The 18,391-nt window shown below is 69.2% G+C and carries 18 protein-coding genes; 10 read left to right on the top strand and 8 right to left on the bottom strand.

Translation table 11 applies throughout. The features are described 5' to 3' along the window. The first annotated feature begins 60 nt into the window (after positions 1-60). The 4 genes from ABT313_RS23070 (at position 61) to ABT313_RS23055 (ending at position 5,152) form a co-directional block, all read left to right on the top strand. Positions 61-1,143, top strand: a complete 1,083-nt coding sequence (locus tag ABT313_RS23070; RefSeq protein ID WP_350857288.1) for a GntR family transcriptional regulator — start codon at positions 61-63, stop codon at positions 1,141-1,143. Positions 1,144-1,177: 34 nt separating this feature from the next. Then, positions 1,178-2,734 (top strand): sensor histidine kinase, encoded by a 1,557-nt coding sequence (locus ABT313_RS23065; RefSeq protein WP_350857285.1) that lies wholly within the window; start codon positions 1,178-1,180, stop codon positions 2,732-2,734. Continuing rightward, the gene (locus tag ABT313_RS23060; RefSeq protein ID WP_350857282.1) at positions 2,731-3,396 is read left to right on the top strand and encodes a response regulator transcription factor; all 666 of its coding nucleotides are present in this window, start codon (positions 2,731-2,733) and stop codon (positions 3,394-3,396) included. Before ABT313_RS23065 ends, ABT313_RS23060 begins: the two co-directional genes overlap by 4 nt. Positions 3,397-3,586: 190 nt before the next feature. Continuing rightward, a complete protein-coding gene (locus ABT313_RS23055; protein ID WP_350857279.1) occupies positions 3,587-5,152 on the top strand; it encodes a MinD/ParA family ATP-binding protein in 1,566 nt (521 codons plus the stop codon). Here the strand turns inward: ABT313_RS23055 and ABT313_RS23050 are convergent. Beyond that, positions 5,136-5,996 (bottom strand): sigma-70 family RNA polymerase sigma factor, encoded by an 861-nt coding sequence (locus ABT313_RS23050; protein WP_350857275.1) that lies wholly within the window; start codon positions 5,994-5,996, stop codon positions 5,136-5,138. The genes ABT313_RS23055 and ABT313_RS23050 overlap by 17 nt on opposite strands. Before the next feature lie 65 nt (positions 5,997-6,061). On the opposite strand from ABT313_RS23050, the gene ABT313_RS23045 reads away from it, so the two are divergent. Continuing rightward, complete coding sequence (locus tag ABT313_RS23045; protein ID WP_350857272.1) at positions 6,062-6,724, top strand: FMN-dependent NADH-azoreductase; 663 nt, start codon at positions 6,062-6,064, stop codon at positions 6,722-6,724. Here ABT313_RS23045 and ABT313_RS23040 read toward each other — a convergent pair. The 3 genes from ABT313_RS23040 to ABT313_RS23030 are packed head-to-tail and all read right to left on the bottom strand — an operon-like array spanning position 6,683 to position 8,978. Further along, a complete protein-coding gene (locus ABT313_RS23040; RefSeq protein WP_350857269.1) occupies positions 6,683-7,426 on the bottom strand; it encodes an ABC transporter permease in 744 nt (247 codons plus the stop codon). The genes ABT313_RS23045 and ABT313_RS23040 overlap by 42 nt on opposite strands. Further along, entirely contained in the window at positions 7,423-8,070 is a 648-nt protein-coding gene (locus ABT313_RS23035; RefSeq protein WP_350857266.1) for a DedA family protein, read from the bottom strand. Before ABT313_RS23035 ends, ABT313_RS23040 begins: the two co-directional genes overlap by 4 nt. Beyond that, positions 8,067-8,978: an ATP-binding cassette domain-containing protein gene (locus ABT313_RS23030; protein WP_350857263.1), complete on the bottom strand. Its 912-nt coding sequence runs from the start codon at positions 8,976-8,978 to the stop codon at positions 8,067-8,069. The genes ABT313_RS23035 and ABT313_RS23030 overlap by 4 nt, the downstream gene beginning before the upstream one ends. 176 nt (positions 8,979-9,154) lie before the next feature. Between ABT313_RS23030 and thrS the strand changes: the two genes are divergently transcribed. Both thrS and ABT313_RS23020 read left to right on the top strand, forming a co-directional pair. Next, on the top strand, positions 9,155-11,176 hold the full coding sequence (gene thrS / locus ABT313_RS23025; RefSeq protein WP_350857260.1) for a threonine--tRNA ligase: 2,022 nt from the start codon (positions 9,155-9,157) through the stop codon (positions 11,174-11,176). Next, a complete protein-coding gene (locus tag ABT313_RS23020; protein ID WP_350857257.1) occupies positions 11,173-11,745 on the top strand; it encodes an HIT family protein in 573 nt (190 codons plus the stop codon). Before thrS ends, ABT313_RS23020 begins: the two co-directional genes overlap by 4 nt. Positions 11,746-11,771: 26 nt before the next feature. Here ABT313_RS23020 and ABT313_RS23015 read toward each other — a convergent pair whose 3' ends face one another. The 3 genes from ABT313_RS23015 to ABT313_RS23005 all read right to left on the bottom strand — a co-directional run bounded on the left by ABT313_RS23015 (position 11,772) and on the right by ABT313_RS23005 (position 14,674). Continuing rightward, positions 11,772-12,695 (bottom strand): hypothetical protein, encoded by a 924-nt coding sequence (locus ABT313_RS23015; RefSeq protein WP_350857255.1) that lies wholly within the window; start codon positions 12,693-12,695, stop codon positions 11,772-11,774. Positions 12,696-12,708: 13 nt separating this feature from the next. Next, positions 12,709-13,635: a hypothetical protein gene (locus tag ABT313_RS23010; RefSeq protein ID WP_350857253.1), complete on the bottom strand. Its 927-nt coding sequence runs from the start codon at positions 13,633-13,635 to the stop codon at positions 12,709-12,711. 61 nt (positions 13,636-13,696) lie between these two features. After that, positions 13,697-14,674 carry a hypothetical protein gene (locus ABT313_RS23005; RefSeq protein ID WP_350857250.1) on the bottom strand — a complete coding sequence of 326 codons (978 nt, stop codon included), beginning with the start codon at positions 14,672-14,674 and terminating at the stop codon, positions 13,697-13,699. A 109-nt stretch (positions 14,675-14,783) separates the two neighbouring features. Here ABT313_RS23005 and pgsA point away from each other — a divergent pair, with 109 nt between their 5' ends. From pgsA to ABT313_RS22990, 3 genes are read left to right on the top strand one after another with little or no spacing between them, the layout of a single operon-like run. Next, the gene (pgsA, locus tag ABT313_RS23000) at positions 14,784-15,446 is read left to right on the top strand and encodes a phosphatidylinositol phosphate synthase (RefSeq protein ID WP_350857247.1); all 663 of its coding nucleotides are present in this window, start codon (positions 14,784-14,786) and stop codon (positions 15,444-15,446) included. Further along, positions 15,446-16,318: a phosphatidylinositol mannoside acyltransferase gene (locus tag ABT313_RS22995; protein ID WP_350857244.1), complete on the top strand. Its 873-nt coding sequence runs from the start codon at positions 15,446-15,448 to the stop codon at positions 16,316-16,318. The genes pgsA and ABT313_RS22995 overlap by 1 nt, the downstream gene beginning before the upstream one ends. Before the next feature lie 10 nt (positions 16,319-16,328). Further along, positions 16,329-17,429 carry a glycosyltransferase family 4 protein gene (locus tag ABT313_RS22990; RefSeq protein ID WP_350857242.1) on the top strand — a complete coding sequence of 367 codons (1,101 nt, stop codon included), beginning with the start codon at positions 16,329-16,331 and terminating at the stop codon, positions 17,427-17,429. Here ABT313_RS22990 and ABT313_RS22985 read toward each other — a convergent pair. Beyond that, positions 17,405-18,367 (bottom strand): helix-turn-helix transcriptional regulator, encoded by a 963-nt coding sequence (locus ABT313_RS22985; protein WP_350857239.1) that lies wholly within the window; start codon positions 18,365-18,367, stop codon positions 17,405-17,407. The genes ABT313_RS22990 and ABT313_RS22985 overlap by 25 nt on opposite strands. Between the last annotated feature and the right edge of the window lie 24 nt (positions 18,368-18,391).

Below are 18,391 nucleotides of genomic sequence, written 5' to 3'. Positions count from 1 at the left end.
CCGCCGACAGTCCGGGATGATTGGATATGTCAACCAGACAACGGGCGAGGGGACACGCAGGTGGCACTGCTGTACGAGCGGATCTGCGCTCACGTCCTGGAGCAGCTCCGGCGTGGCGCCCTCCGGCCGGGGGACCGGGTGCCGTCGGAGATGGAGCTGGCGACCCAGTTCGGGGTCAGCCGGATCACCTCCAAGCGTGCCCTGGAGGTACTGCGTGAGGCCGGTCTGGTGGAGCGGATCCGCGGCAAGGGCACGTTCGTCGTACGCCGGCTACCGGATCTCACCGACCTGACCATCCCGCTCCGGCCGACGCCGCGGCGGGAGGCGCGCTCGATCGCGCTGATCGTCCCGGACATGTCCGAGGCGTACGGGCTGGACCTGCTCAACGCGATCGAGGAGCGCTGCGCGGAGTACAACGCCCACCTGGTCGTACGGCGTACCCACGGGCGCCAGTCCGACGAGGAGAAGGCTGTCGACTCGCTCGTAGCCACTGTGGACGGCCTGATCGTGTTCCCGGTGCACGGCGACTTCTACAACGCCAGTCTGCTCCGTCAGGTCCTGGACGGGTTCCCCGTGGTTCTCGTGGACAGACACCTGGCCGGCATCCCCGTAGCCGCCGTACACACGGACAACGTGGCGGCTGCACGCGCACTGACAACCCGCCTGCTCGACCAGGGCCATGAACACATTGCCTTCGTCTCGCCACCGCCAGTGAACACCTCCTCCATCGAGGACCGTCTGGATGGCTTTCGCGCAGCCTTCACCGGCCACGGACATGCGTACGAGCTGACCGACCTCCGCAGCACACTGCCCGGCTCGACGACGCCGGAAAGCGTGCGCGCCGACCTGGACGTCATCCGGGCGTTCCGCGACCGCATGCCGCAGGTGACGGCGTACTTCGCATGTGAGTACAACCTGGCTCGTATGGTCGACCGCGTCCTCGGCGATCGGGTCGTCGCCTGTTTCGACTCGCCCGGCGACTCCATCGGCGGACCGCCGTACCTGCACATCCGCCAGAACCAGACCGAGATGGGACGTCGCGCCGTCGACCTCTTGCTGGCCCAGCTCCGCGGCGAGACGGTGCCGAACCTCTCGCTGGTGCCGTTCGAGATCGTCGAGGCCGCACCTGACTTTCGGCAGTAGGGCGAGCTTCTCGCGACTGTGTAGCGTCTACGGCATGAAGTGGCGGCGCCTGGGGGACGTGGGACTGTGGGCCGCGTTCAGCTTCATGGTGCTCGGAGAGAGCGGCGCACGGCACGATCCGTACTGGTTCCGCGCTGCGTGCATCGCAGTACTGGCGTTCGCCGTCTACAGCCGGCGAAGGTGGCCGCTCGCTGCGTTGGCTGCGGTGGCGTGGGCCGAGATCGTCATCCTGGCGCTCGCCCTCGGTACGACGAACGGCGTGCAGATCGCGCTCGTACCGGCGATCAGCGTGCTGAGCTATCTGGCCGGCCGGCGCGAGACACAGCTCAAGCACTTCGTCATGCTGTGCAGCTGGTCGCTGCTCGGCATGCTGATCCTCGCTCTGACCGTACGCCGGGGCGCCCAGGCCACCGAAGCCGTTCTGACGTGGCTGTTGATGCTCCTGCTCGCTCTGCTGCTCGTCGTACTGCCCTGGCTGATCGGGCGGTACCGCGCCCAGCAGGCGCTGTTGGCAACCGCCGGCTGGGAGCGGGCCGAGCGGATCGAGCGCGAGCAGCAGATGGAGATCGACCAGGAGCGCCTGCGTGAACGGTCGCGGATCGCCGAGGACATGCATGACTCGGTAGGCCACGAGCTCAGCCTGATCGCACTGCGTGCTGCGGCGCTCGAGCTCGACCCGTCGCTGCCCGACGCGCACCGTCAGGCAGCGGGGGAGTTGCGTGAGTCAGCAGCCACCGCCACCGAACGGCTCGGTGAGATCGTCGGCGTACTGCGTGATCAGGGCGCACCGACCATGCCCCACGACGAAACCGTGCGGGCGCTGGTGGAGCGCGCCGCAGCCTCCGGACTGTCGGTCGAGCTGACCGAGGATGTCGACGGTGAGCTGTCGCCGATGGTGGATCGCGCAGTACACCGCGTGGTTCAGGAGTCGCTGACAAACGCGAGCAAGCACGCACCCGGTGCATCCGTGACAGTCAACGTGACCACCAACGACCAGGACGTGCAGGTCGAGGTCAGAGACTCCGGCGCGGCGAGACCGGTGGCTGCACCATCCGGTGGGCGAGGATTGGACGGCCTACGAGAGAGGGTCCGGCTCGCAGGTGGCGCACTGACAGCCGGTCCGCGACCAGATGGCGGCTTCGCAGTCAGTGCGACCATGCCCAGAGCGGGCGGTCGACCGGAGCCACCAACAGCAGCAGTAGAGCGAGCCACGGTACGGCGGAGCGCCCAGCGCGGCCTGATCACTGCCATCGCCGCGCCACTGCTGCTGGGAGCGGTAGTAGGTGCGGTTGCCCTTGGCTACTACCTCGTGGCCGGTTACAGCGCGATCCTGCGGCCAGCGCAGTACGACCGGCTCACCATCGGTCAGCCCGAGCCGGAGGTGGCGAAGGTGCTGCCACGGATGCAAATGATCGACGCACCGTCGGAGGGATACACGCCGCCGGCCGGCTGGAGCTGCCGGTACTACCGCCCGGCCGCTCCGTTCTCCACCAACTACGTCTACCGCCTGTGCTTCGCCGACGGCGCACTGGTCGCGAAAGCGGTCGTGGCGAGCGGATCGGTCGCACCAACCCCGGAGGGGAACGGATGATCAGGGTGATGCTCGCCGACGACGAGGCGATGGTGCGGGCCGGGGTCCGCGCGATCCTCGGTACCGACGACGAGATCGAGGTCGTTGCCGAGGCAGCTGACGGCGTCGAGGCCGTGGAAGCGGTACGGCGGTATCGGCCGGACGTCGCCGTACTGGACATCCGGATGCCGCGGATGGACGGACTCGCTGCCGGCGCAGAGATCCGGAGGACCGTGCCGGAGACCGCGGTCGTCATCCTCACCACGTTCTCGGAGGACGCCTACATCGCCCGTGCGCTCGGCGACGGCGCGAGCGGCTTCCTACTCAAGTCAGGAGACCCCCGCGAGCTCATCGCCGGTCTGAAGGCAGTGGCCGACGGGGCGGCGTACCTGTCACCCAAGGTCGCCCAGCGGGTGATCGCGGAGCTGAGTGCCGGCTCCGGTGGTGGCGCGATGGCCCGGGCGGCGGCAGCGAAGGAGCAGGTCGCCATCCTGAGTCCACGGGAGCTGGACGTGCTCGGACTGGTCGGTGCGGGACTGTCGAACGCAGAGATCGCGGCCCGGCTGTACCTGGTCGAGGGGACGGTGAAGGCCTACGTCAGCGCCGTACTGCTGCGGCTCGGTGTGAAGAACCGGGTCCAGGCCGCGATCGTCGCCCACGAGGCCGGACTGGTCACCTCCTGACCGGTTCGGGTCAGGCCGATGCATGCTCCTCGCCAGTCGGGATACTGGTCACGGAACGCTCCGGGTGGTGACGTGGTGAGGACACCCGGTCATGGGATAGTGGTGCCTCCCGGAGCCCTCACCCTCCGGGGGACCACCCAGCAAGCCTCCAGGGGCCACCCGCCCCCTCACAGAATCGGGGATCCAGGTCGTGACCGACTCGCACAACTCCGGACAGCACAAGGACCGGGAAGCGGCGGCGGCCGAGGTCCGGAGAATGTGGCAGCCGACCCCCTCCTGGACCCAGCCGGACCCTAACGACACCGAGCCGGCCGAGGAGAAGGACGAGCAGCCCGACGCGCTGTCCGAGGACTTCCAAGGCGACTCCTGGTCCACACCGGCCGCCGACCAGCCCGTCGACCAGCCCGCGCCGTGGGCCCAGCCCCAGACCACCCCGCCGCCCGCGCCCCCCACGCCGTCCTGGACGCAGCCGGTTGCTGATTCCGCAGCGGCGTCGTGGACGCAGCCGGAGGAGTACGACGAGGAGCCCGACGTCGAGGCGCACTCGACTGACGCCGCCGATCCGGCAGGCGACAACCCGGACCGGGCCCCGGCCGGCCCGAACAGCCCGGTCTTCGGCGGTTCGTCGTTCCACGGCTCAGGGGCCGGCTTCGGCCCCGAGCAGGGCGCCGCCCCGGCTCAGCCGGGTCAGGGTGGCCAGCCCGCTCAAGGCGGCCCGCAGCGTGGTCAGGGTGGTCAGGGCGGTCAGCCGCTGTCCCCGGCGGCGCAGCACTTCTTCCCGCAGGGCATCCCCGGCCAGCAGCCGCCGCAGCCCCCGCAGAACCTCTCCTTCCGGACGGACGACCTGATCCAGGCGCTGCCGTTGCCGCGGGAAGCTCCGGCCGAGCGTGGTGTCCGCAGCATGCTGAAGCTCCGTCCGGGCAGCTCGGAGCGCTCTGAGCGGATCGCCCGGGCGACCGCCGCGACGGCCTTCCGGCGTCCGGTGACGATCGTCGTGGCCAACCCGAAGGGCGGCTCCGGCAAGACGCCGACCACGCTGTTGCTGTCGGGTGCGCTCGGTCAGGCCCGTGGCGGCGGTGTCGTCGCGTGGGACAACAACGAGCTGCGCGGCAACATGCACCTGCGCACCCACGACACGAACTCCCGGTCCACCGTGACCGACATGCTGCAGGCGATGCCGATGCTGACCCAGCCGGATGCCCGGCTCGGCGACGTCGCGGCGTACCTGCGGCACCAGGTGTCGGGTCAGTACGACGTGCTGACCTCGGCGACCACGACGTACGCGCAGATCGAGGCGAACGACTTCGACCTGATCCACCGGTTGCTGAGCCGGTTCTACAAGGTGCTGGTGATCGACACCGGGAACAACGAAGGCTCCAGCAACTGGCGTGAGGCGATGAAGGCGGCGGATGCCCTCGTCATCCCGATCAAGTGGAAGAGCCTGTCCTGCGCGGCCGCCGTCCAGATGCTCGAGGAGCTCGACAACCAGGGTCCCGAGGCGCAGCGGCTGATCCGCCGCGCGGTGATCGCGGTCTCGAACGGCCCCGGCGACGTCAACAAGGAGGTCGAGAAGCAGCTCCGCCCGTACTTCGAGTCGCGCGCGGCCGCCGTCGTCGACATCCCGACCGACATGCACATCGCCGCCGAAGGCCCGCTGGACCACTCCGCCCTGCAGCCCGCCACCCGGCGCGCTGCGCTGGAGCTGGCCGCCCGGGTGTCGGAGCAGGTGACGATCGCCCTCAACGCTCCGCGCTGAGGACAGCAAGACTCAACTGGCCGAGGCGGTCCGGATCGCCGACAACGTCGTACGACGTGATCCGGTCCGCCTGGCTGGTGAAGGTGATCGCGAGCAGCAGCCGCCCGTGAGGTGCCAGGACCAGTCCGACCTCGCCGTTGACCAGAGCGAGTTCGGCCAGGTCGGAGCGGCGCGACAGCAGGACAGTGCCCTCCGCCACGGCCTGCGCACCGCGCACCTCGGCAGCCATGCCGGGGGACAGCACCGTGGCGTCGACGCGGCGGACGACGTCCGGGTCCAGCACCGCCAGAATCGCGTGGAGGTCACCCGCTCGGGCTGCGTCCAGGAACGCGGACACCACGCGACGCTGCCGGGCTAGCTCGACGGCGGGCACCGACGGCGTGCCCTGCACCTTCTGACGTGCCCGGCTGGCCAGCTTCTTCGTCGTGACCGGGTTCCGCTCGACGATCGGTGCGATCTGCGCGAACGGTACGGCGAACATGTCGTGCAGCACGAACGCGATCCGCTCCGCCGGCTCCAACGTGTCCAGTACGACGAGCAGAGCCCGGCTGACCGAGTCCGCGACGAGCGCCTCGTCCTCAGGTGTACGGCGTACCTCCGGCAACTGCTCCAGCTCGTCGGGATCCTCCGCCGGCGCCTTGCGACCCCGCAGCATGTCCAAGCAGATCCGTGTCACCACCGTGCGCAGCCAACCACCCAGATTGTCGATGCCGTCCGTGCGGTCGAGGCGGATCCAAGCCTCCTGCACGGCGTCCTCGGCCTCACTGCGCGAGCCCAGCAGCCGGTACGCGACCGCCTCCAGCTTGCTGCGCTCGGCTTCGAAAGCCTCGGTCAGCTCGTCCACTTGGTCACCTTTCCGCGCTACTCGCCGTCACCCAGTCTGACGACCCCGAGACGACGAAGGTGACCATGCTGTTGCATCTGGATTCCAGCGCCAATCGCTCCCACGAGTCGGTGACACGGAGGCTGACCGGGCTGTTCGCGGACCGCTGGCGGGCCGAGCACGACTCTGCGGAGTACCGCTATCGCGACCTCGCTGCGGAGCCGGTCCCCCCGATCGACACGGCGTACTGCCAGCTCGGCCGGCGCTCCGAACGGGAGGGCGTCGTACCACTCGACCTGGTCGGTGCTCTTGTCGAGAGCTCCGCAGAGGCCGATGCCTGGGCGCTGACCGAGCCGCTGATCAGGGAGGTACTGGCAAGCAACACCATCCTGATCGGGGCGCCGCTCTACAACTTCTCGCTGCCTGCTGCGCTCAAGGCGTGGGTCGACCGCATCACCTTTCCCGGCGCGCTGGCGCTACGCGACACCGAGGTAGTAGTGATCAGCAGCCGCGGCGGTGCTTACGGCCCGGGGACGCCGCGGGAGGGTTGGGACTACGAGCTGCCGTATCTGCGCGCGTACTTCACCAACTACGGCGTTCTCGACGACAACATCCGCTTCATCAGCGCCGAACTCAATCTGGCCGCGGTCTCCCCGCATCTCGCACATCTGCAACCGCTGGCCGAGCAGTCCCTGGCCGAAGCGATCTCAAGCATCGCGGCGGGTCAGCACGCGGCTGCCGAGCGCTAGACCGCCCAGAGCCCACAGCACCAGGACAGCCGCGCTCAGTGCCGGCGACAGCGGGTCGGTGGTGCCGGTCAGGTAGTTCTGCCCGGCACCACCCGGCAGCAGAGCAGCGACCCAGACCAGTGCGCGCAAGGAGCTCTGGCCGAGCATCAGCGGCACGACCAGGAGCAGCAAGAAGGCAGCGGTCAGCGTTCCTGCCGTACTGCGAACCACCCAGGCGATTCCGGCGACGAACAGACCGGCCAGGGTCACGTAGAAGCCGACCGACAACAGGTCGACGACGAGCCCGCTCGAGCTCCAGTCAGCCCAGGACCCCGCAGCGAGACCCCCGGTCACAGAGGCGATCGCGGCGAGCAGAATCCCGTATGCGAACAGGACCGGCGCCAGTACGACAGCCTTCGCGAGCACGACGTTCCGGCGTACCGGCGTCCATTGCAGGGTCGAGCGGATGCTGCCTGTGGCGTACTCGGACGTGACGGTCAGCAGTGCGAAGGCGGCCACGACTACCTGCACGATCAGGATCACCGAGGCGCCGAACTGACCCACCGGCCGCGATGTGGCGTGGGAGCTGTGGGAGCTGTCGTAGGCGAGGCTGAAGCCGTACTGCGCTCCCAGCAGCGCTGTCAGTAGGACGGCCGAAGCGATGTTCAGCCAGCTCGACCGGACCGTCCACAGCTTCGTCCATTCCGACCGGACCGTGTTCACCGTTTCCCTGCTTCCACTGGTTGAGGCTCTACCTGAACTTGAGGTTTACGCTTGCGCAGCCGATGCCGGACCACCTCGACGATCAGCGTCACGAGCAGCGCGAGGCCGATGCCGAGGACGACGCCCTTGAGCGGGTTGTCCTCGAAGGCCTTGCCGCCGATGTAGCCGACGAGCGTGCAGTACGCGCCCCAGCTGACGGCGGCGAGGGCGGCGTACGGCGTGAAGCTCCGGAGCGGGTAGCGCACCGAGCCCATGGTCAGCGTGACCGCGGTACGGCCGCCGGGCACGTAGCGGGCCACGACGAGGACCAGTCCGCCGCGTTCCTCCAGTGAGCTTCGGGCCCACTGGATCGCCGCATGCCGTTTGGTGCCTGGCTTGACCCGGTCCAGCAGCCGCCCGCCGGCGCCGCGGCCGAGTGCGTACGAGACGTGGTCGCCGATGAAGGCGCCGATCGCGGCGACCACGATCACGGCGTACAGGTTGGGCTCACCGGTCGACGCGGCGAACACGCCGGCCGTGACGACCAGCGTCTCGCTCGGGATCGCCGGGAAGAACCCGTCCAGCGCGGCGAACCCCCACAGCGCCAGGTAGATCCACCACGACGACATGAGCTCGTCGGCGAAGTGCAGGATCGCGTCGCTCATGACGCCACCCCGTACTCGACACTGTCGGCGGTCAGCTCCATGTACGCCTCCTCGAGCGACGCCCGCTCGGTATGGAGCTCGTGCAGCCGTACGCCAAGCTCGTACGCCAGATCGCCGATCCGCTCCGCGGGTACGCCGGTCACGGTCAGCTTGTCGCCGGCGGACTCCACCCGGTCCGCCTCGGCCGCCAGCCGTTCCCGCAGTACTGCGTGGTCCCGCCGATCGGGAACCCGGACGGCGACCGTGCTGCGGGATGCCCCCGCGATCACCTCCGCGACCGGCGCGTCCGCGATCAGCCGGCCCCGTCCGATCACGACCAGCTGGTCGGCAGTCAGCTGCATCTCGCTCATCAGGTGGCTGGACACGAACACCGTCCGGCCCTCGGCCGCGAGCGACCGCATCAGCTCGCGGACCCAGCGGACGCCGTCCGGATCGAGGCCGTTCACGGGCTCGTCGAACATCAGCAGCTCGGGATCCCCGAGCAGCGCGCCGGCGATCCCGAGCCGCTGGCCCATGCCGAGCGAGAACTGTCCGGCGCGCTTGCGGGCGACCGGATCCAGGCCGACGGTCGACAGCACCGCGTCGACACGGCTGACCGGGATGCCGTTGCTGCGCGCCATCGCGATCAGGTGGTTGCGGGCGGTCCGGCGCGGGTGCAGGGCCTTGGCGTCGAGCAGGGCGCCGACCTTCGTCAGCGGGCTCGGCCATTCGGCGTACGGGCGGCCGTCGACGAGCGCGACGCCCGCGGTCGGGGCGTCGAGCCCGAGAATCATCCGCATCGTGGTCGACTTGCCGGCGCCGTTCGGGCCGAGGAAGCCGGTCACCCGGCCGGCGGAGACGGTCAGGTCGAGCGAGTCCACCGCGCGTGTCCCGGCGTAGATCTTGGTGAGTCCTTCGAGGCTGATCACGCTGTCGAACCTACGAATCCGGCCACCCCCGGCACATCGGACCAACGGCGGGCCCGACCCCCGACTTTCGTCAGGTACGGCGGGCCTGTGGATACGCCGTCAGGCCGGCGTCGCGGAGTCGATACCATCTGTGCCATGACCGGACCGGCCGGTCAGGAATCTCCCGAGGAGTGAACGTGTCGGAAGTCAAGGTCCATCTGGTCGGCATCGAGGGCGAGGCCGAGCGGAGTGTGACCGAGACGACGACGATCGGGGAGCTGTTCGCCGAGATCTTCGGCCAGGACCGCTCCGCCATCGCCGCCCGGGTCAACGGCGAGCTGCGCGACCTGTCCCGGGTCGTCGCCGACGGCGACGAGATCGAGCCGGTCAAGGCGGCCTCCGAGGACGGCCGCGCGATCATCCGGCACTCGACCGCGCACGTGCTCGCCCAGGCGGTGCAGGACCTGTTCCCGGACGCCAAGCTCGGCATCGGCCCGCCGGTGGAGAACGGGTTCTACTACGACTTCGACGTCGCGACGCCGTTCACGCCGGAGGACCTGACCAAGCTCGAGAAGAAGATGCAGCAGATCATCAAGGAGCGGCAGCGGTTCAGCCGCCGGGTGGTCAGCGACGACGACGCCCGCGCGGAGCTCGCGAGCGAGCCGTACAAGCTCGAGCTGATCGGCATCAAGGGTTCTGCGGCCGACGCCGCGGAGGGCGCGAGCGTCGAGGTCGGCGGCGGCGAGCTGACGATCTACGACAACGTCCGGCGGGACGACAGCGTCGCGTGGAAGGACCTGTGCCGCGGCCCGCACGTCCCGGCCACCGGCTACCTCGGCAACTTCAAGCTGATGCGGACGGCGGCGGCGTACTGGCGGGGCAGCGAGAAGAACCCGCAGCTCCAGCGCATCTACGGCACCGCGTGGGAGTCCCGCGACGAGCTGAAGGCGTACCTGACCAGGCTCGAGGAGGCTGCCAAGCGCGACCACCGCAAGCTCGGCACCGAGCTCGACCTGTTCAGCTTCCCCGACGAGATCGGCTCCGGCCTCGCGGTCTTCCACCCCAAGGGCGGCGTACTGCGGAAGGTGATGGAGGACTACTCCCGCCAGCGGCACGTCGAGGACGACTACGAGTTCGTCTACTCGCCGCACATCACCAAGGCGCAGCTGTTCGAGACCTCCGGCCACCTCGACTGGTACGCCGACGGCATGTATCCGCCCATGCACCTGGACGAGGAGCGTGGCGCGGACGGGCAGATCCGTAAGCAGGGCCAGGACTACTACCTGAAGCCGATGAACTGCCCGATGCACAACCTGATCTTCGCGGCCCGCGGCCGGTCGTACCGGGAGCTGCCGCTGCGGCTGTTCGAGTTCGGCACGGTCTACCGGCTGGAGAAGTCCGGTGTCGTGCACGGCATGACCCGCGCCCGCGGCTTCACCCAGGACGACGCGCACATCTACTGCACCCGTGAGCAGATGCGCGACGAGCTGCGCAACCTGCTGACGTTCGTGCTCGGCCTGCTCGCCGACTACGGTCTGGACGACTTCTACCTCGAGCTGTCGACGAAGAACCCGGACAAGTTCGTCGGCTCCGACGAGGTCTGGGAAGAGGCCACCGCGACGCTGCGGGAAGTTGCCGAGGGCTCCGGTCTCGAGCTGGTCCCGGACCCGGGCGGCGCGGCCTTCTACGGCCCGAAGATCTCGGTCCAGGCCAAGGACGCGATCGGCCGGACCTGGCAGATGTCGACGATCCAGCTGGACTTCAACCTGCCCGAGCGGTTCGAGCTCGAGTACACCGCTCCGGACGGCTCGCGGCAGCGGCCGGTGATGATCCACCGGGCCCTGTTCGGCTCGATCGAGCGGTTCGTCGCCGTACTGACCGAGCACTACGCCGGCGCCTTCCCTCCGTGGCTGGCCCCGGTCCAGGTCATCGGCATCCCGATCACCGACGGGCATGTCGACTACCTGTTCGAGGTCGCCAAGCAGCTGAAGGCACAGGGCATCCGGGTCGAGATCGACGCGTCCGACGACCGGATGCAGAAGAAGATCCGCAACGCGCAGAAGTCCAAGGTGCCGTACATGCTCATTGCCGGCGACGACGACATGGCGGCCGGCTCGGTGTCGTTCCGGTACCGCGACGGCGAGCAGAAGAACGGCGTACCGATCGCGGACGCCGTGGCCGAGATCGTCGAGGCCGTCAAGAAGCGCGTACAGGTATGACCGACGACCGCCCCGCCTCGCCGTACGAGCCCGAGGAGCTGGTGCGGCAGGACGGGGTCGGGGAGCCGGACGCGTTCATGCGGCTGTGGACGCCGCATCGGATGGCCTACATCGAGGGCGAGAACAAGCCGACGAGTTCCGAGGCGGGCTCGGGGTGCCCGTTCTGCCGGCTGCCGAGTCTGCCCGACGCGGACGGACTGATCGTGCACCGCGGCGACGCGGCGTACGCCGTCCTGAACCTGTACCCGTACAACCCCGGTCACCTGATGGTCGTGCCCTACCGGCACGTGGCCGACTACACCGAGCTGACCGACGCCGAGGTCACCGACGTCGCGGAGCTGACCCGGCAGGCGATGCAGGCAGTCCGCACGGTGTCGGGTGCACAAGGTTTCAACATCGGCATGAACCAGGGCGAGATTGCTGGTGCAGGCATCGCTGCGCACCTGCACCAGCACGTCGTCCCGAGGTGGTCCGGCGACATGAACTTCATGCCCGTGATCGCCGGCACCAAGGTCCTCCCACAGCTCCTGGCCGACACCAGGGCCCTACTCGCAAAGTCCTGGCCCTAGTGTTCCGTAAGCGATGTAACTTGACACTAGTCGCCGGCCAGCCGCTCCCCGCTGAACAGCTGCCAGTGGAAGTAGACCGGGTCGCCGAACGTCCCCGCCACCTTGCGGATCAGCTTGATCGTGGTGGCTGCACCGTTGGCGTGCCCTACTGAATACAGGTACGCGGACTTGGTGTCCTTGTCGATGCCGAGCAGCAGTACGCCGCTCCCGCAGGCTGCCGCTACCAGTGATTCGAACCCTTGCCAGGTCGAGCCCCGCACCTGCTTCACCACGCCCGGGATGATCTGACCGCCGGCCAACGGCAACCGCGCCGTGTAGAGCTTGCCCGACGTCAGCGTCATCAGGAACGTGTCGTACGTCGCCGTCTGGCTGATCAGCGTCATCGCCTTCACGCCCTTGTACCCGGACTGCCACCCGGTGATCCGCCGGCTCGGCACACCGTCCTTGTACGTGACGCTGCGGCGATAGAGCGTGCCGTCGGTGTGCAACGAGTACTCCGTGTCCCGCTGCGCCGTGGCCGTGACGTACGTCGACCGGTCCAGACTGCGGTACACCTGCCAGCCCGGCCCGACCCGGGTGACCTTCTTCTGCGAGACCGCCCCGGTGCCGTCCGCTGTCAGGTAGCTGGTGTCGTACATCGTCGACCCCATGATCACCGGCCCCTGATGAGCCATCCCGCCGACCTCGGCCGGCCCGTACCGGACCGTCGCGCTCAGCCGCACCTGCCCGTCCGGATAGATGTCCTTGGCAACGATCCGGTCGTCGACCCGAACGCCTTCGGCCTGGATCGTCTGCATCCGGTGATCCCCGCCGGCAGTCACCGAGCCGAGGTTCAGCAGGCACTCACTCGGCGTGCTGCTCGGCCGTGCCACTGCTGTCCCGGTCGCCAGTGTCGCGGCGACGAGGGCTCCCGCAGAAAGAAGACCCCCGTACTTACCCCATCTGTTCATGACTTCCCCCAGTTCATTCGCCCGCCGGCGGCGGGTCGGTGTACTTGCGCCAACTGAAGTACGCCGGGTCCGTGAAGCTGCCCGGTACCTTGCCGAGTCCCTTGATCACGGTCGCCAAACCGTTGGCGTGCCCAACGGAGTACAGGTAACCGGCGCCGGTGTCCTTGTCGATCGCGAGAACGGTCGAGCCCTGACCGCAGGGCGCCGAGACGAGCGTCTCGAAGACCTGCCAGGTCGACATCCGGATCGGCTTCACCGTCGACTGCATGATGTGCCCGCCCGCCACCGGGAACCGCGCCGTGTACAGCCGGCCGGTGCTGTGCGTCATCAGGAATGTGTCGTACGTCGCCGTCTGGCTGATCAGCGCCAGCCCCTTCACCCCGCGGAAGTTCGACTGCCACCCGTCGTAGTGCCGGTACAGGTGACCGTTGGCGTCGGTCTTGACCGTCCGGCGTTCCATCGTGCCGTCGTTGCGCAGCGACCACTCGGTCGTCCGGCTGCCGTAGGCCGACCGGTCGAGACTGCGATAGTTCTGCCATCCCGGGCCGACGCGGGTGAGCACCTTCTGCGACACGGTTCCGCCGCCGGCGGGCGTGCGGTACGAGAAGTCGTAGAGGACCGATCCCACCACCGTCTGACCGGTGTGCAGCTCCGACCCTTCCCCGAGGCCGTACCGGACAGCTGCGCTGAGTCCTGTCTGGCCGTCGGCGAAGATGTCCTTCCCGACGATCTTGTCGGACTGTTTCGTCACCGGTGCGGTCGCCGAGAACGTCTGCATCCGGTGATCCCCGCCGGCCGTGACCGAGCCGACCGAGATCGTGCACGGCGCCATGATCCTGCTCTGCCCCGCCGTCGCCGTTACGGCCGTGAGCAGTCCCGTGGTGAGCACTCCGGCGGCCATCAATCCGCCGTACTTCCCGAGCGTGCGCAATACCACCACCCCCTGTGATGATCGTTGGTGGTGGGACGCCGGCCTGGACCGGAAAGTTCTCAGTGTCTTCTCAGCGCAGGAACAACGGAAGCATCGGGTCGACAATGTTCGTCAGCGCGTCGAGCGTGACCTCGCGCGGCGGGTTCGTCAGCGCGGACACGCGGACCACGCGCCTGCCCTGCCGGAACACGAGTTCACCCGCCTCGGGCAGGTAGTAGCCCGGCTGGCCGAGCGGCGCGAAGCGGGGCGGCGGGACGCGCTGGGACTCCGGGATCGTCGCCTGGTCGAACGCCTCGACGATCGAGACGGTCGCGTCGAACGTCCCCCAGATGCACGTCAACGCACCCTTCACCCGATAGTCGCGCCGCAGCTGGACCTGCAGCTGCACGAACCGCTCGGCCGCCGAGTTGGACAGCTGGCACGTCTCGTCCGCCTGCCGGGCCGGCCGCAGGTTCTTCGGTACGGCGTCCCGCGCAGCCAGCGCGATCGCGACGGACTTGATCCGGTCGATCCCGGCCGCGGTGGTCCGGTCGATCCCGCCGGCCGGGGCGACCCGGACCGCCCGGTCGCCGACCCGGAAGACCAGCCGCGACTCGCTGATCAGTGCGTCGGGGCCCAGCTCCGGCAGCTGCTCGACGATCCCGGCTCCGTCCATCAGCCGGTTGAGCGAGTCGGGCTGGCTCGGCAGGGCACTGACGCCGATCGTGACCGCGCGCCCCTCGAGCATCAGCGTGCACAGGTCCATGGCCGGCAGGCCGCCGTCGTTCCAGGCGTTCGGCTTCGCGGTGACCGCGATCCGGAGTTTCGCGGTCAGTGTGCGGGTGATCGCCGTACAGACCTGCGGCCCGGGGGCGCCCGCCGTACCGTCCAGGCCCTCGGCCTGCGGGGGAGCGATCACCGTGGGAATCACCGCGGTCGGGGGCCCGGACGGTACTGCGGGCGGACGCGAATCGTTTGCGCGCTGGGCGACCGTGCAGCCACTGGCCGCCGCCAGCACCGAGAGCAGCACCGACAGCGGCACCGCCAGCGTGCCCACGCGCAGACGCATGCCGACCTCCTCACCTGTCACCAGCATGGCGCGGAAAAGCCCGACTCGCAGGTGCAATCGGGTGGCATGTCATCAGACGGTGGTCCGTCTGGACTACGATCGCGTCGCCATGCTTAACAGATTCCGGCAGTTCTGGACCAAGGTGATCACGCCGATCGCCACCCTCCTGCTCAAGCTCGGCGTGACGGCCGACATGGTCACGCTGGTGGGGACCATCGGCGTGTCCGCCGGTGCGCTGATCTTCTTCCCACGCGGCCAGCTCTGGATCGGCGTGCTGGTGATCACGGCCTTCGTGTTCTCCGACCTCATCGACGGCTACATGGCCCGGACCTCGGGGACGTCGTCGAAGTGGGGCTCGTTCCTCGACTCGACGCTGGACCGGATCGCCGACGGCGCGGTCTACGGCGGCCTGGTGATGTACTACGCGAACTCGCGCGCGGGCGACTCGACGCTGATGGCCGCCGTGACGCTGTGGGCGCTGGTGATGGGCGCGGTGACGTCGTACGCGCGGGCCAAGGCGGAGAGCCTCGGGCTGAAGGCGAGCGGCGGTCTGGCCGAGCGGGCCGACCGGCTGGTGTTCACGCTGATCCTGGCGTTCTTCTCCGACCTGTTCAACCTGCCGATCCTGCTGGAGATCGTGATCTGGTACGTCGCCGCTGCGAGCACGATCACCGTCGTCCAGCGGTCGCTCTCGGTGCGTAAGCAGGTCCTGGCCGACCCGGCCAACGCCGGTCTGGACACCCCGCCGCCGGCGGAGCCCAAGAACGACTGATGATGGAGGGTCTCCGGCAGCGGGCCGTCGACGCCGCCTTCGCGCTCGCCTGGACCCTGGTACGACGCCTGCCCGAGCGCACCGTCACGTGGCTGTTCCGGCAGGCCGCCGACCGCACGGTCCGCCGCAACGGCCGCGGCGTACGGCGCTTGCGGGGCAACCTGGCCGTCGTACGGCCGGACGCGACCGAGGTCGAGCTGGACGCGCTCGTGCAGGCCGGAATGCGCTCGTACCTGCGCTACTGGCAAGAGACGTTCCGGCTGCCGGAGTGGTCCGACGAGGAGATCGTCAACAGCGTCCGCACGGTCAACGAGAAGCTCCTCCGCGACGCACACGCGGCCGGCCGCGGCGTGATCTGCGCGCTCCCGCACCTGGCGAACTACGACCACGCGGGCGCCTGGGCCGGCCTGACCGGGATGCCGGTCTCGACCGTGGCCGAGCGCCTGCAGCCCGAGTCGCTCTTCGACCGCTTCATCGAGTACCGCAAGAAGCTCGGCATGGAGGTCCTGCCGCTGACCGGCGGTGACGACGACGTGACCGCCGTACTCGCGGACCGCCTGCGCGCCGGCGGGTTCGTCTGCCTCGTCGCCGACCGCGACCTGTCCGAACGCGGAGTCCCGGTCACGTTCTTCGGCCGCCCGTCCCGGATGCCCGTCGGCCCGGCCGCGCTCAGCCTGAAGACCGGCGCGCCGCTGATCCCGGCCACGCTCCACTACGACGGCCCGGACCTCGTGATCACCTTCCACGACGCGATCGAGCCCGACGGCGGCGCGGCCGCGATGACCCAGCGCTGCGCTGATGCGTTCGCCGTCGGCATCGCCGCTCACCCCCAGGACTGGCACATGCTGCAGAGGATTTTCCTGCAGGGGTGAGAATCATCCTGTGAGGATCGGCGTGGTGTGCCCGTACTCGCTGGGCACGCCCGGCGGAGTGCAGAACCATGTCCGCGATCTCGCCGACGCGTTGCTCTCGCTCGGGCACGAGATCTCGGTGCTGGCGCCGGTGGACGACTTCGACACGGTCCCGCCGTACGTCGTCTCGTCGGGGCGCGCTGTCGGTGTGCCCTACAACGGATCCGTGGCGCGGGTGACGTTCGGCCCGCGGACCGCGGCGCGGGTGAAGGGCTGGCTCGCGGACGGCGACTTCGACGTGGTCCATGTGCACGAGCCGACCACGCCGAGCGCGTCGATCATCGCGCTCTGGTCGGCCGAAGGGCCGTTCGTCGCCACGTTCCACACCTGGCAGGTCCGCTCGCGCGCGATGAGTGTCGCGTCGAGCCTGCTCCGCCCGGCGCTGGAGAAGATCGACGCTCGGATCGCGGTGTCGGAGAACGCCCGCTCGATGATGGTCCAGCACGTCGGCGGCGAGGCGGTCGTGATCCCCAACGGCCTGTACACCGCGCGGTTCAAGGGCAGCCCGCGCGCGGACTGGATGGGCCCGGACGGCACGATCAGCTTCCTCGGCCGGCTGGATGAGCCGCGCAAGGGCCTCGCCGTACTGCTGGACGCCGTACCGCTGCTGCTCGCCGAACGCCCGCGCCTGAAGGTGCTCGTCGCCGGATCGGGTCAGGCCGACGAGGCACGCCGCTCACTGCCGCCGCGCTATCGGGAGAACGTCCTCTTCCTCGGGGCGATCGACGACGAGGCCCGCGCCGACATGCTCGCCGGCTCGGACGTCTACGTCGCACCCCACCTCGGCGGAGAGTCCTTCGGCATCGTGCTGCTCGAGGCGATGGCCGCGGGCGCACCGGTCCTGGCGAGCGACCTGGCCGCCTTCCGCCAGGTCCTGGGCGGTGGCCGCCTGGGGGAGCTGTTCGAGCCAGGCAACTCCGCCGAGCTCGCGGCCGGCATCTTGCGGCTGCTCAGTCGCCCCGACGAGCGCGAGCGCCTCCGCTCGGCAGGTCTCGTCGCCGTACCGCAGTACGACTGGTCGGTGCTGCTCCCGGAGCTCCTGTCCGTCTACGAGCTCGTCGCCCGCCGATAGCGCTCCGCTAGCCGCTCCAGGTACGCCGTGAGCTCTGGCGGGCCCTCGCGTACGACGAAGTCCGCGTCGAGCAGGCTGAGATGAACTGCCAGCGCCTGCACGCTGTCAGCACCGGTCTGCAGCAACGACCACTGCTCGTCGATCGGCTCAACCGCTCCGACAGCCGCCGTCAGCTGCTCAGCAAGCACTGAAGCCGGTACGGCGACCTCCACCGAGGCCCTGTACCGCCACGCTGCGCCCGACACTCCCCGGGACACGTACGCCGCCACATCACCACCGTCCGGCAGCTCCCGCGTCGCGAACCGCGGACCGGTGGGAATCCGCGGCTGCACCCGGTCCACCCGGAACGTCCGCCAGTCGTCCCTCTCCAGGTCGAACGCGACCAGGTACCAGCGGCGGCCCCAGTTGACCAGCCGGTGCGGTTCCACCCGTCGCAGCGTGGCCGAGCCGTCATGCGACAGGTAGTCGAACCGCAGCTGCTCCCGATCCCTGCACAGACCGGCCAGCTGACTCAGCAGCTCCGGGTCGACCACCGGGCCGGGCACGTCTGCCGGGACCTGCACCGTGTAGTTCGCCAGGGTGTTCACCCGGCGGCGCAGACGCGACGGCAGCACCTGCTCCAGCTTGGTCAGCGCCCGTAGCGACATCTCCTCGACACCCGCGAGGCCGGCCGCCTTGCGCAGCCCGATCACGACCGCCACGGCCTCGTCGTCGTCCAGCAGCAACGGCGGCAGTGCGGCCCCGGCGCCGAGCCGATAGCCGCCCACTGAGCCGCGCGTGGCATCCACCGGGTAGCCGAGCGAACGCAGCCGCTCGACGTCGGTGCGCACGGTCCGCGGACTCACCTGCAACTTCTCGGCGAGCTCGGCACCGGTCCAGTCACGGGGCGACTGCAGCAACGTCAGCAACTTCAGCAGCCGGGCGGAGGTCTCGATCATGCTGGAAAGTCTCCCAGATCATTA

Source organism: Kribbella sp. NPDC000426 (assembly GCF_040300265.1).
GTDB lineage: Bacteria > Actinomycetota > Actinomycetes > Propionibacteriales > Kribbellaceae > Kribbella.
This window is presented reverse-complemented; position numbering and strand designations above follow the sequence as displayed.

Excerpts from the sequence above, each read along its gene's own strand:
- ABT313_RS23065 (WP_350857285.1), top strand. The coding sequence starts at position 1,178 with ATGAAGTGGCGGCGCCTGGGGGACGTGGGACTGTGGGCCGCGTTCAGC.
- ABT313_RS23060 (WP_350857282.1), top strand. The coding sequence starts at position 2,731 with ATGATCAGGGTGATGCTCGCCGACGACGAGGCGATGGTGCGGGCCGGG.
- ABT313_RS23045 (WP_350857272.1), top strand. The coding sequence starts at position 6,062 with ATGCTGTTGCATCTGGATTCCAGCGCCAATCGCTCCCACGAGTCGGTG.
- ABT313_RS23035 (WP_350857266.1), bottom strand. The coding sequence starts at position 8,070 with ATGAGCGACGCGATCCTGCACTTCGCCGACGAGCTCATGTCGTCGTGG.
- ABT313_RS23020 (WP_350857257.1), top strand. The coding sequence starts at position 11,173 with ATGACCGACGACCGCCCCGCCTCGCCGTACGAGCCCGAGGAGCTGGTG.
- ABT313_RS23015 (WP_350857255.1), bottom strand. The coding sequence starts at position 12,695 with ATGAACAGATGGGGTAAGTACGGGGGTCTTCTTTCTGCGGGAGCCCTC.
- ABT313_RS23005 (WP_350857250.1), bottom strand. The coding sequence starts at position 14,674 with ATGCGTCTGCGCGTGGGCACGCTGGCGGTGCCGCTGTCGGTGCTGCTC.
- pgsA (WP_350857247.1), top strand. The coding sequence starts at position 14,784 with ATGCTTAACAGATTCCGGCAGTTCTGGACCAAGGTGATCACGCCGATC.
- ABT313_RS22995 (WP_350857244.1), top strand. The coding sequence starts at position 15,446 with ATGATGGAGGGTCTCCGGCAGCGGGCCGTCGACGCCGCCTTCGCGCTC.
- ABT313_RS22985 (WP_350857239.1), bottom strand. The coding sequence starts at position 18,367 with ATGATCGAGACCTCCGCCCGGCTGCTGAAGTTGCTGACGTTGCTGCAG.